General features: G+C 66.8%; 12 protein-coding genes. 9 read left to right on the top strand and 3 right to left on the bottom strand.

The window, feature by feature from the left end; translation table 11 throughout:
- The first annotated feature begins 27 nt into the window (after window positions 1-27).
- The gene (locus AC1RB9_RS06875) at window positions 28-954 is read left to right on the top strand and encodes a DMT family transporter (protein WP_079275401.1); all 927 of its coding nucleotides are present in this window, start codon (window positions 28-30) and stop codon (window positions 952-954) included.
- Window positions 955-957: 3 nt separating this feature from the next.
- Here the strand turns inward: AC1RB9_RS06875 and AC1RB9_RS06870 are convergent, their stop codons facing one another.
- Window positions 958-1,674 carry a tRNA-uridine aminocarboxypropyltransferase gene (locus AC1RB9_RS06870; RefSeq protein ID WP_003098478.1) on the bottom strand — a complete coding sequence of 239 codons (717 nt, stop codon included), beginning with the start codon at window positions 1,672-1,674 and terminating at the stop codon, window positions 958-960.
- Window positions 1,675-1,932: 258 nt separating this feature from the next.
- On the opposite strand from AC1RB9_RS06870, the gene AC1RB9_RS06865 reads away from it, so the two are divergent.
- The 6 genes from AC1RB9_RS06865 to AC1RB9_RS06840 all read left to right on the top strand — a co-directional run bounded on the left by AC1RB9_RS06865 (window position 1,933) and on the right by AC1RB9_RS06840 (window position 6,664).
- Window positions 1,933-3,024, top strand: coding sequence for an ABC transporter ATP-binding protein (locus AC1RB9_RS06865; RefSeq protein WP_003119359.1), 1,092 nt, complete (start codon window positions 1,933-1,935; stop codon window positions 3,022-3,024).
- 4 nt (window positions 3,025-3,028) lie between these two features.
- On the top strand, window positions 3,029-3,922 hold the full coding sequence (locus tag AC1RB9_RS06860; RefSeq protein ID WP_003159504.1) for an ABC transporter permease: 894 nt from the start codon (window positions 3,029-3,031) through the stop codon (window positions 3,920-3,922).
- Complete coding sequence (locus AC1RB9_RS06855) at window positions 3,915-4,685, top strand: ABC transporter permease (protein WP_003113878.1); 771 nt, start codon at window positions 3,915-3,917, stop codon at window positions 4,683-4,685. The genes AC1RB9_RS06860 and AC1RB9_RS06855 overlap by 8 nt, the downstream gene beginning before the upstream one ends.
- A gap of 88 nt (window positions 4,686-4,773) precedes the next feature.
- Window positions 4,774-5,838: a polyamine ABC transporter substrate-binding protein gene (locus AC1RB9_RS06850; RefSeq protein WP_023465017.1), complete on the top strand. Its 1,065-nt coding sequence runs from the start codon at window positions 4,774-4,776 to the stop codon at window positions 5,836-5,838.
- A gap of 175 nt (window positions 5,839-6,013) precedes the next feature.
- A complete protein-coding gene (locus tag AC1RB9_RS06845) occupies window positions 6,014-6,424 on the top strand; it encodes a quorum-sensing-regulated virulence factor family protein (RefSeq protein WP_003092248.1) in 411 nt (136 codons plus the stop codon).
- A gap of 18 nt (window positions 6,425-6,442) precedes the next feature.
- Complete coding sequence (locus AC1RB9_RS06840; RefSeq protein ID WP_003092249.1) at window positions 6,443-6,664, top strand: DUF3820 family protein; 222 nt, start codon at window positions 6,443-6,445, stop codon at window positions 6,662-6,664.
- A 117-nt stretch (window positions 6,665-6,781) separates the two neighbouring features.
- Here AC1RB9_RS06840 and AC1RB9_RS06835 read toward each other — a convergent pair whose 3' ends face one another.
- Window positions 6,782-9,187: a phosphoketolase family protein gene (locus tag AC1RB9_RS06835; protein WP_003453623.1), complete on the bottom strand. Its 2,406-nt coding sequence runs from the start codon at window positions 9,185-9,187 to the stop codon at window positions 6,782-6,784.
- Window positions 9,188-9,366: 179 nt separating this feature from the next.
- Here AC1RB9_RS06835 and AC1RB9_RS06830 point away from each other — a divergent pair, with 179 nt between their 5' ends.
- Window positions 9,367-10,770 carry an MBL fold metallo-hydrolase RNA specificity domain-containing protein gene (locus tag AC1RB9_RS06830; protein WP_003098484.1) on the top strand — a complete coding sequence of 468 codons (1,404 nt, stop codon included), beginning with the start codon at window positions 9,367-9,369 and terminating at the stop codon, window positions 10,768-10,770.
- 82 nt (window positions 10,771-10,852) lie between these two features.
- Window positions 10,853-11,923: an LOG family protein gene (locus AC1RB9_RS06825; RefSeq protein WP_003453626.1), complete on the top strand. Its 1,071-nt coding sequence runs from the start codon at window positions 10,853-10,855 to the stop codon at window positions 11,921-11,923.
- Window positions 11,924-11,944: 21 nt separating this feature from the next.
- Here the strand turns inward: AC1RB9_RS06825 and recX are convergent, their stop codons facing one another.
- On the bottom strand, window positions 11,945-12,406 hold the full coding sequence (gene recX, locus AC1RB9_RS06820) for a recombination regulator RecX (RefSeq protein WP_003098485.1): 462 nt from the start codon (window positions 12,404-12,406) through the stop codon (window positions 11,945-11,947).

The following is a 12,406-nucleotide window of genomic DNA, read 5'->3' as shown; positions in this document are numbered from 1 at the left end:
TTTCAAACACCCCGGCTTGCTGGCAGAGTGGCGGACCCTCCCCGCCCCGTCGAGCGAGCCATGCGAAGCCAAGCCCTGCGTGCCGATGTCCTGATGCTGATCACCGCCATGATCTGGGGGGTGTCGTTCGTCGCCCAGCGCCTGGGGATGGACGCCATCGGGCCGTTCCTCTATACCGGCCTGCGCTTCGTCCTCGGTGCCCTGGTGCTGGTGCCACTGCTGATGCTGCGCTCGCGACGCGACGGCGCGCAACCCTTCAATCGCGGACAGTTGCTCGCCGGTGTGATCCTCGGCGTCGCCCTGACCACCGGGATCAACCTGCAGCAGGTCGGCCTGCTGTTCACCAGCGTGACCAACTCCGGCTTCATCACCGGGCTCTACGTGATCGTCGTGCCGTTGCTCGGCCTGCTGTTCGGCCAGCGCACCGGCGCGGGCACCTGGCTGGGGGCGTCGCTGGCGGTGCTCGGCATGGCCCTGCTGAGCATCGGCCCGAGCTTCCAGGTCGCCTCCGGCGACTGGCTGCAACTGGCCGGCGCGGTGGTCTGGGGCGCGCACGTCCTGCTGGTAGGCCTGTTCGCCAGCCGCTACGACCCGATCCGCCTGGCCTTCCTGCAGTTCGCCACCTGCGCGGCGGTCAGCCTGCTGCTGGCACTGGTCTTCGAGGAAATCCACTGGGACGCCATCGTCCAGGCCGGTCCCGCCCTGCTATACGGCGGCCTGCTCGGCGTCGGCACCGGCTTCACCCTGCAGGTGGTGGCGCAGAAGCACGCCATCGCTTCCCATGCGGCGATCATCCTGTCCCTGGAAGCGGTGTTCGCCGCCATCGCCGGCGCCCTGTTCCTCGCCGAGACCCTGCACCTGCGCGGCTATTTCGGTTGCGCGCTGATGCTGGCGGGCATGCTGGTGGCGCAGTTGTGGCCGCGCAAGCTCGCCGCCGAAGCGCGCCCGGCCTGACACTCAGCCACGGAACGGCGCCAGGGCACGGTGCGCCGGGCTGGCCTCGTCCAGCGGAATGTGCCGCTTGGCGCCCAGGTAGCGCTCGCTGAACACCTCCAGGTAGGCGCCGAGCGCCTCGCCCGCGGCCTCGTCGCCAGCCAGCTCCAGGCACAGCGCCGCCACTTCGGCGGTGCACAGGTGCTCGCCACGGGTCGAGCGACGCAGGCGATAGCGCGAGAGCTGCTCGGGCAGCAGGCTGAGCACCGGGAACGGCTCCAGGTAGGGACTCTTGCGGAACATCTTGCGCGCCTCGGTCCAGGTCGCGTCGAGCAGGATGAACAGCGGTCGCTTGCCTTCCACCAGCGGGGCGACCTCGTTCACCACCCGCTCCGCCGCCACATATTCGCCGGGGAACACCAGGTATGGCTGCCACTGCGGGTCGGCCAGCAACTCCAGCAAGCGCGGGTCGACCTCGGTGCGCGACCAGCCGAAGGCGAAGGTGTCGGCCACGGTATCGGCGATCAGCCAGCCGGTGTTGGTCGGTTTCAGCGCCTCGATGTCGTGCATGACCAGGCACATGCCGGCGCGCGCCTCGACCCGCGGCCGCCAGGCGCACATGCAATAGCTCGGCAGCAGCCGACAGCCTTCGCAGCGCGGCATGCGCGAACCGCGCGCGACGAAGGGTTTCAGGCTGCGCGCCAGGCGCTCCTGGCGCAAGCGGGAAACGGCATGGCTCATCGGGCAGGCTCCCGATACGGAAAGGACGGGCGAAGGAACATCGAAGACTCGAGGATACGGGCTGGAAAGCGACCGCGAAATTCTATCAGAGCCCGCGTGGCTCCTGCTTTGTCGGACAACTTCCGAGGCCGCGAAAAAAAATTCTTCACAGGGGCCTCAGACGTCTAGTTAGAGCGGGATGCGATCCCTATAATCCGCCCCCTTTTTCGACACCGGGCAGCCGGCTCCGCCCGCTGACCTTACTGCCTCTCCAGACGAGTGACGCCCCCCTTGCTCGAGATCCGCAACGTGACCCGCCGCTTCGGCGACTTCACCGCCGTCGACAATGTCAGCCTGACGATCAACACCGGCGAATTCTTCACCCTCCTCGGCCCTTCCGGGTGCGGCAAGACCACCCTCCTGCGCATGCTCGCCGGCTTCGACCAGCCGGACAGCGGCGAGATCCGCCTCAACGGCCAGGACCTCGCCGGCGTCGAGCCGGAGAAGCGCCCGGTGCATACGGTGTTCCAGAGCTACGCGCTGTTCCCGCACATGAGCGTGGCGCAGAACATCGCCTTCCCGCTGAAGATGGCCGGAGTGGCGAAGAGCGAGATCGACGCCCGCGTCGAACAGGCCCTGAAGGACGTGCGCCTGGCGGACAAGGGCGGGCGCATGCCGACACAACTTTCCGGCGGCCAGCGCCAGCGCGTGGCGATCGCCCGCGCGCTGGTCAACCGGCCGCGCCTGCTGCTGCTCGACGAACCGCTGTCGGCGCTGGACGCCAAGCTGCGCGAAGAAATGCAGATCGAACTGATCAACCTGCAGAAGGACGTCGGCATCACCTTCGTCTATGTCACCCACGATCAGGGCGAAGCCCTGGCGCTGTCGCACCGCATCGCGGTGATGAACCAGGGCCGGGTGGAGCAACTGGACGCCCCGGAAACCATCTACAGCTTCCCGCGCAGTCGTTTCGTCGCCGACTTCATCGGCCAGTGCAACCTGCTCGACGCCACGGTCGAGGCGGTCGACGGCGAACGCGTGCGCATCGACCTCAGGGGCCTGGGCGAGGTCCAGGCGCTGAAATCCTTCGACGCCCAGCCCGGCGAGGCCTGCGTGCTGACCCTGCGGCCGGAGAAGATCCGCCTGGCGCAGAGCGTCACCGCCGACAGCGACGAGGTGCACTTCCGCGGTCGCGTCGCCGAACTGCTCTACCTGGGCGACGTGACCCTGTACATCGTCGAGCTGGAGAACGGCGAGCGCCTGGAAACCCTGCTGCCCAACGCCACGCCCGGCCGAGCCAAGTTCTTCGAGGTGGGCGACGCGGTGGAAGCCGCCTGGCGCTTCGATGCCGGCCATCTGGTCAGGGCCTGAGACGATGAGAAAGAACCTCGGCAAGTGGCTGCTGGTCTGGCCGCCGCAAGCGTATCTGCTGTTCTTCTTCCTGGTTCCGGCGCTGATCATGCTGTTCGCCTCGTTCCGCTTTCCCGGCGACTACGGCGGCCTGGCGCCCTGGATGTACAGCGAGGACGGGCAGACCGTCTACGACCTCAGCGTGGAGAACTACACCCGGCTCACCGAGAGCTGGGTGTACCTGCAACTGTTCGTCAAATCCTTCGGCTACGCCCTGGTCACCACCCTGGCCTGCCTGCTGCTCGCCTACCCGGTGGCGACCACCCTCGCCCGGGCCCCGGCGAAGTGGCGCAACCTGCTGATCCTGCTGGTGATCCTGCCGTTCTGGAGCAACCTGCTGGTACGCGTCTACGCCTGGATGATCATCCTCTCGCCGTCCGGTGCCCTGACCCGCGGGATCAACGCCACGCTGGACCTGTTCGGCGCGCAGCCGATCAGCCTGATGTTCACCCCGTTCGCGGTGATCCTGTGCATGGTCTACGTGCACCTGCCGTTCATGATCCTGCCGCTCTACGCCAACCTGGAGAAACACGACCCGGCCCTGCTGGACGCCGCCCAGGACCTCGGCGCCGGTCGTTGGCAACGCTTCTGGCGGGTGACCTTCCCGCTCTCGCTGCCGGGCGTGGCCGCCGGCGCGGCACTGGTATTCATCCCGGTGCTGGGAATGTTCGCCATCCCCGACCTGGTCGGCGGTACCGACGGCATCATGATCGGCAACCTGATCAAGAGCCAGTTCCTCGACTCCCGCGACTGGCCGTTCGGCAGCGCGCTGTCGATCGCCCTGACCGGCTGCATCCTGCTGCTGGTCGCCCTCGGCATGGGCGCCGCGCGCGCCCGCAAGGGAGGCGCCCATGCGTAGGCCCTACCTGCTCTGGAGCGCCACCGCGCTGGTGTACCTGTTTCTCTACGTACCGCTGGTGATCGTGGTGCTGTACTCCTTCAACGACTCGCGGCTGAACGCCGAGTGGGTGGGCTTCACCCTGGACTGGTACCGCAAGCTGTTCGGCAACCGCGACATGCTCCAGGCCGCCGCCAACTCGCTGGTCATCGCGCTGGTTTCGGCCAGCGTGGCGACCCTGCTCGGCACCCTCGCCGGGGTCGCCCTGCATCGCTTCAAGCTGCGCGTGCTGCCCCTGCTGGTGCTGACCCCGATCGCCATTCCGGAACTCCTGATGGGGGTCTCGCTGGTGATCTTCTTCATCGGCCTGAACATGAGCCTGGGCATGCTCTCGGTGACCCTCGCGCACATCACCTTCTCGGTCGGCTTCGTCGCCCTGGTGGTGCAGGCGCGCATGTCGGGCATGGACGAAAGCCTCACCGAGGCGGCCCGCGACCTCGGTGCCACGCCCTGGCAGAGCTTCCACCTGGTGACCCTGCCGCTGATCATGCCGGGCATCGTCGCCGGCGCGCTGATGGCCTTCACCCTGTCCATCGACGACTTCGTGATCACCTTCTTCACCGCCGGCGGCGGCTTCGCCACCCTGCCGACGCAGATCTACACCATGATCAAGATCGCCGTGACGCCCGAAGTGAACGCCGTCTCCACCCTGCTGATGCTGCTCACCCTGGTGCTGATCGTGATCGCCTCGAAACTCTCCCCCAGCGCCATCAAGGGCCATTGATCCGCCGAAACCCGCGTGCCTCCCGGAGAGGCCCGCGGCCTTGCCCTGCTCCGGTTTCCGGAGCCCTGCCACCCCGTAACAAGGAACCATGATGAAAAAGCTGTTGCTCGTCGCAACCCTCATGGCAGGAGCCGCCCAGGCCACCGCCGCCGAGAAGCTGTATCTGTTCAACTGGAACGACTACATCGCCGAGGACACGCTGAAACGCTTCGAGCAGCAATGTGGCTGCGAGCTGGTGCAGGAGTTCTATTCCGGCACCGAGGAAATGATGGCCAAGCTGGCCGCCGGGGCCAGCGGCTACGACGTGATCATCCCGACCCAGAACGCGGTCGAGGCGCTGATCCGCAAGGGCGACCTGCTGGAGCTGGACAAGAGTCGCCTGGCGAACCTGAGCAACGAGGCCGCGGGCTACCTCGACAAGGATTTCGACAAGGGCAACCGCTATTCCCTGCCCTACGCCTTCACCACCACCCTGGTCGGCTACAACAAGACCGAGCTGGACAAACTGGGCATCGACCCCGCCGACTGGTCGGTGATCTTCGACCCGGCGGTCCTGGAGAAGATCAAGGGCAGGGTCACGGTGATGGACGACCCGCAGGAACTGTTCGGCGCCGCCCTGAAGTACCTCGGTCACTCCGCCAACGACACCGACCCGCAGCACTGGAAGGAAGCCCAGGCGCTGATCCTCGCGGCCAAGCCGTACTGGGCCGCGTTCAACTCGTCGAGCTATATCAAGGAGCTGACCCTGGGCAACATCTGGGTCGCCCATGGCTACTCCAGCGACATGTACCAGGCCAGGGCCGACGCGGAGGCTGCCGGCCGCGCCTTCAAGGTCGACTTCGCCCTGCCCCGCCAGGGCGCGGTGCTGGCCATCGACAACATGGTGATCCACAAGGGCTCGAAGAACCCTGACCTGGCCTACCGCTTCATCGACTTCATGCTCGACGGTCGGAACGCTTCCGAGCTGACCAACCAGATCGGTACCGGCACGCCCAACGCCGCCGCCCTGCCCTTCATCAGGCCGGAAATCAAGACGCTCGCCGCCCTGTTCCCGGACGCCACCACCCAGGCCAGGCTGGAGCCGCTGAAGGACCTGAACTCGCGCCAGCGACGCGCCCTGAACAAGCTCTGGACAGAGATCAAGCTGCGCTGATCCGCACCGCTATCGACGAAAGGGCGACCCTCGGTCGCCCTTTTGCGTTTCCGTGCCCCGCCCCGAACGCGGTAACATGGCGCCCATTCGCCACCGTCCGTCCCGGGAATGGGCCGACGGAAACAATTCGCCCCCTCCATCGGTCGAATCCGCTTATTGCCCCAGGAGATCTTCGATGTCGCGCTTCATGGCCCTTGCCCTTTGTTTCGTCCTGCCCACCGCCGCCCATGCCGCCTCGCTCAAGGATTTCGAACTGAGCAAGATGCTGGAGAAAGTGGCCAAGGAAAGCAGCGTAGGCACTCCCCGCGCCATCAACGAAGACATCCTCGACCAGGGCTACACCGTCGAAGGCAACCAGTTGATCAATCACCTCAGCGTACGCGCCAGCCACGCCGAGCGCATGCGCTCCAACCCGGACAGCGTGCGCAGCCAGCTCGGCGATAGCGTGTGCAGCAACACCGGCTATCGCCAGTTGCTCGCCCGCGGCGCGATCCTCACCTACAGCTTCACCGAGTACAAGACCAACCAGCCGGTCGCCACCGAACGCTTCGATGCCGGCAGCTGCCGCATCCAGGGCAAGAAGTAAGCGCGCCGCGCGGTCGCCATGCTGGACAAGCAGCATCTGCTGAAGATCGCCAGGACGCCGATGCCGTTCGGCAAGTACCAGGGACGGATGCTGGTCGACCTGCCGGAGGAGTACCTGCTGTGGTTCTACAAGAAAGGCTTCCCGCCTGGTGAACTCGGGCGGCTGATGCAGTTGACCCTGGAACTGAAGATCGACGGGCTGGACGGGCTGCTCAAGCCGCTTCGTCCCCCCGCTCCGTAGGCGAATGACGTCGCCGACGCTATCCGCCGATACCCTGCCCATACCCTGCCTTCACCAGACACCCGCCCCCGTTCGGCAGGGCGAATAACGCCACAGACGTTATCCGCCCTGCCGAACTCAGCGCAACAACGCCGGATCGCCCTTGCCGGCCACCGCCGCCGCTTCCTCCGGGGTCAGCAGCGCGGTGCGCGGGACCTCCATCAAGCGGGCGCAAGCCGCCAGCACGTTGCCCCAGCAGGCGCGGTTGGCGAACTGCATACCCGCCTCGTCGAGGGTGCCGCCGCGGTTGCGATAGCCGAGTACCGAGGTGCGCCGGGCATCCGGCAGGATCGGCCAAAGATGACCGCGCGCCACTTCCGCGCGCATATGGGTGAGTAGCACGCGGCGCTCATGGCTATCCGGGAACAGTCGTTCCACCAGCGCCTCGTCGGCCACCGCCTCGACCTCCCAGCGATCGCGCGGCGCGCGGAAGCGTCCCGGCTCCTGCAGGTAGACCAGCCGGTAGGCCTGCCCGGCCTCGGCCAGGCGCTGCGCGGCGCGGCGCATCTGTTCGAGCTGGTAGCTGCCGTTGGCGATCAGCAGCAGCGGATCGGAGCCGCAGCGCTCCTCGACCAGGATCGCGCCGTCGCGGGCCAGGCGCTCGGCCTGGACGGCGTCGAACACCATCGGCCGGTCGCGCTTGGGGATCACCAGGCAGGCCAGTTGCCCCCGGCTGCGGTAGATCGTCGGTAGCAGCGCCAGGGCGCTGTTGTGATCGGCCGGGAAGAGCACCCGGACCATGTCGGTCATCTCGCCAAGCAGGGCCTCGCAGAAGGTGGTGTCCTGGTGCGACTGCTGGTTCTTGCCGTTCTCCCAGGTATGCGAAGTAGCGACCAGCGGCCAGCCCAGCCAGCCGGCCGGACGCCCGACTTCCTTCTGCTGGCGGGCGAAGATCAGGGTCTGGCGCACCGCGCCGAGCATCTTCACGCAGAACGCCTCGTAGCTGGCAACCAGGTTGAGTCCGCCCTGGTTGGCCAGGCAGGCGGACACCACCGCCTCCTCGTTGAGCGCGGTGATGACCCGACCGCTCACCGATTCCAGTTCGCTCTCCGGCTCGCTGACCCGATGCTTGAGCGCCTTGAGCACGCCGCCGAGGCGGTTGCTGGCCAATTCGTCGGGATTGCCGACCCGGGCGCGCAGGTCGGGGTTGGCCTCCACCAGTTCGGTATAGAAGCGGTCCAGCGCGGCCATCGGCGAGCACGCGTCGTCGCGATAGCGAAGCGGCGGGATGATCGGTTCGATGGGATGGCGCAGGGCCAGCGGGTTGTCCCGTTCGAGGGGACGCTCGCCGCGCTGCTCGGCGAACAGCCGGCGGGCCAATTCGAGAGCCTCAGGCTCGACCCAGAGTTCATTTGCATGCTGGTTGAACAGTTGCCGGGCCTGTTCGTCGTTATGCGGATTGCCCGGCAGCGGCAGGTTGTGCGCGGCGTTGCTGCCGGCGCCATAGAAGCCGAAGCCCTTGACCGTCTCGGCGATGCCGTAGGGAATCGGCAGCGGGTAGCGGAGGATGCCGCTGTTCTTCTCCTGCACGCGCCGCTCCAGGCGCTGCTCCATCTCCCAGAGCGTACAGACGAAGGCGGCCGGGTCGCGCCCATCGAAGCTGATCGGATCGAAGCCGCAGCGGCGCAGGTGCAGCTTGAAGCCCTCCAGCCCCTCATGGGTGCCCAGTTCGGTGCGCTGCTCGATGCGCCGGCCATTGGCGATCATCACCGGCAGCGCCGCCCCGCAATCCTCGGCTCGCCACCAGCGCGGAATCCAGTCGCTGCCGCGCTGTTCCTCGGCGGCACCATCGGAGAGGAACGCCACCAGGGCCTCGCCGGGCAGCGGCATGTGCGCGTACTGCAATTCGGCGAAGCCGAGGTAGCCGCCCTCGGCGATACCGCCGGCGGTATGCGGATTCACGTGGCTGCCCAGTGGCGCCGCCGGTGCGCCGTTGGGGGCCTGGGCGTAGCCGTAGAAGTCCTGCAGCAAGCGGTTCAGCCCTTCCTCGCCGTCGGCATAGGCGCGCTCCTGCTCCGGGTGCAGGTTGCCGGTGAGGACGTTCAGCGCGTCGATGGCGGCCACGCAATGGCCCTGGCCCATCAGCCAGGCGCGAGTCTTGCCGGTCAGGACGTTGAGTGCCAGATAGCCGGCGTAGGCCGGGACCATGTTCAGGGCTCCGCCGGTGTGGCCCTCGGGCTGTGTCTTGAAATCCTCGGCCTGCAACGGCTGGCCGTCCAGGCGGATGCGCCGGGCGTAGGTCATGTGCACGACGATGCGCAGGGCGCTGGCGGTCAGCCGGTCGAGGGCGCGGAACAGCTGGTAGACGCTGGCCAGGTCCGGTTGCAGCCCGGCTTGGACCAATTGATGAGCGGTGCGGAACACGGCGGCGCGGGTCTCTGCGCTATGCTGGAGCGGACCATGGCCTTGCAGCCACGCGGCAAACGCCGGCTCGGCCGCCGCATGGGCAAGCAACTCGTCCTGACTGGGCAGAATCTGACTCATGGTGGGTAGCCTCCCTAGTGGTGCCTTGCAGTCTAGGCAGCACACGGCAAAGGGCGCTGACCTGCATCAAGCTCCCCGCCCCCGATTCGTTCACCCTGGCCCTGTACGAAGGTTCCATGGCATTCCACGATCCCCGAAAGGTATCGGGGTGTCGACAGAGCTCTGACGGAGGAGGCTCGATGGCATCACTGACGTTTCTAGGCGCCGCCCAGGAGGTCACTGGCTCCTGTTATCTGCTGGAAACCCTCGATGGCGTGAAGGTCCTGCTCGAATGCGGCATGCGCCAGGGGCGCCGCGAAGCAGACAACGGCAACCGCGCGCCCTTCCCCTTCGATCCCGCGAGCATCGACGCGGTGGTCATCTCCCACGCCCACCTGGACCACAGCGGCCTGCTGCCGCGCCTGGCGGCCGAGGGCTTCAAGGGCCCGATCTTCGCCACCGAGGCCACCTGCGAACTGCTGGAACTCATGCTGCTGGACTCCGCGCACATCCAGGAAAAGGACGCCGAGTGGGAGAACCGCTGGCGCAACCGGATCGGCAAGCCGAGCATCAAGCCGCTGTATACCCAGGCCGACACCGAACGCGCGCTCAAGCTGCGCCGGCCGATCAGCCTCGGCAGCACCGTGGCGGTCGCTCGTGGCGTGCGGGTGACCTTTCACAACGCCGGGCACATCCTCGGCTCGTCGATCGTCGAAGTGCAATTCCACGACCAGGTGCAACCGCGCCGCCTGGTGTTTTCCGGCGACCTCGGCAACACCTGCTCGCCGTTGATGCGAGCGCCCTCGCCGCTGAGCCGGGCCGACGTGGTGATGCTCGAATCCACCTACGGCGATCGCGATCACCGCGACAGCAACGACACCCTGGAGGAACTGGCGGCAATTCTCGACCAGGCGCATCGCGACGGCGGCAACGTGCTGATCCCGTCGTTCGCCGTCGGTCGCACCCAGGACCTGCTCTACTACCTCGGCCGCTTCTACCAGGAGGGCCGCCTGCCGCAACAGGCGGTATTCCTCGACAGCCCGATGGCCGCCCGTGCCAATGGCATCTACCTGCGCCACAGCAACGAGTTCGACGACCGCGACCGCGAGTACATTCGCGGCACCGGCACCACCCGCCTGGAGGAATGGCTGCCGGTGCTGCGCGTCACCCGCAGCGCCGACGAGTCGATGGCGATCAACCGGATCAAGAGCGGCGCGGTCATCATCGCCGGCAGCGGCATGTGCACCGGCGGCCGTATCGTCCATCACTTCAAGCACAACCTCTGGCGCCCGGAATGCCATGTGGTATTCCCCGGCTTCCAGGCGCGCGGCACCCTGGGCCGCAACATCGTCGACGGCGCCAGCGCGGTTCGCGTGTTCCACCAGCGCATCGCGGTCAAGGCGCAGATCCATACCCTCGGCGGCTTCTCCGCCCACGCCGGGCAATCGCAGCTGCTCGACTGGGTCGGTCACTTCGCCCACCGTCCAGCGCTATACCTGATACATGGCGAGCGGGAAAAGATGGAAGCGCTGCAGGGCGCGATCCGCGAGCGTCTCGACTGGGATGCCGAGATACCGGAGCCCGGCGAACGCATCGAGATCTGAGCCGCCGTCCGCAACTGTCACGCAGTCCGTGGCAGTATGCGGATGACCGCCTGTCCAGGGTGGTTGTAGAAGGAGTATGCGAATGCCCTACGAAGCTGATGACTATCTTTCCCGGCACTTCCAGACCAGCGGCACCGACCTGGCGCGGAAGGTCGACGAACTGGCGGCCCTTGCGGCTCCCGGCGACAGCCCCAATCTCGCGCTCTACCGCGAGATGCTCTTCACCGTGACGCGCATGGCCCAGGCCGACCGCAACCGCTGGGACGCCAAGATCATGCTGCAGACCCTGCGCGAGATGGAGCATGCCTTCAGCGTCCTCGAGCAGTTCAAGCGGCGACGCAAGGTCACCGTGTTCGGCTCGGCGCGCACGCCAGTCGAACATCCGGTCTATGCCCTGGCGCGCAAGCTGGGCGAGGAACTGGCCCGCTACGACCTGATGGTGATCACCGGCGCCGGCGGCGGCATCATGGCCGCCGCCCACGAAGGCGCCGGGCTGGAGAACAGCCTGGGCTTCAACATCACCCTGCCCTTCGAGCAGCACGCCAACCATACGGTGGACGGCAGCGGCAACCTGCTGTCGTTCCACTTTTTCTTCCTGCGCAAGCTGTTCTTCGTCAAGGAAGCCGACGCCCTGGTGCTCTGCCCCGGCGGCTTCGGCACCCTAGACGAGGCACTGGAAGTGCTGACCCTGGTACAGACCGGCAAGAGTCCGCTGGTGCCGATCGTGCTGCTCGACCAGCCGGGCGGCCGCTACTGGGAACACGCCCTGGAGTTCATGCAGGAACAGTTGCTGGAGAATCACTATATCTTGCCGGCCGACATGCGCCTGATGCGCCTGGTGCATTCGGCCGAAGACGCGGTGAAGGAAATCGCCCAGTTCTACCGCAATTTCCACTCCAGCCGCTGGCTGAAAGGCACTTTCGTGATTCGCCTGAACCACGCCCTGAACGAAGCCGCGCTGGCGCACCTGCACGAACACTTCGCCAGCCTCTGCCTGAGCGGCGGCTTCCAGCAGCAGGCCGACAGCGAGCAGGAACAGGACGAACCGGAGTTCCGCAACCTGACCCGCCTCGCCTTCGTGTTCAACGGGCGCGACCAGGGGCGGCTGCGGGAATTGCTGGACTACATCAACCTGCCGGAAAACTGGGACTGAAGCTGCCGCTCCGGCACGCGCTCAATCGTCGCTGCGGCCGTTCAACAGGCGGCTGATCGACTCCATGGAGTAACCCCGGTACGCCAGGAAGCGGCCCTGCTGGGCCTTTTCCCTGGCGTCCTGCGGCAGGCGGGCGAACTTGCGGCGCCAGACCTCACGCAATTGCGCACTCCAGTCGACCTCGCAGGCACCCAGCGCCCTTTCGATATCGGCGCGCGGCAGACCGCGTTGCGCCAGTTCCTCACGGATGCGCAACGGCCCATGGCCGCTACGGGCGCGACTGGCGATGAAGCTTTCGAGATAGCGGGATTCGTCGAGCAGACCTTCCTCGGCCAGGCGGTCGAGGGCAGGATCGATCAACTCGGCAGACGCGCCACGCTGGCGCAACTTGCGGGAAAGCTCGGCGCGCCCGTGCTCACGGCGCGCCAGCAGATCCATGGCCGCCCGCCGCACGGCGACGGGCGTATCGAGCACGATCGCCAT

The sequence above is a fragment of the Pseudomonas sp. 20-5 genome (assembly GCF_056782835.1).
This window is presented reverse-complemented; position numbering and strand designations above follow the sequence as displayed.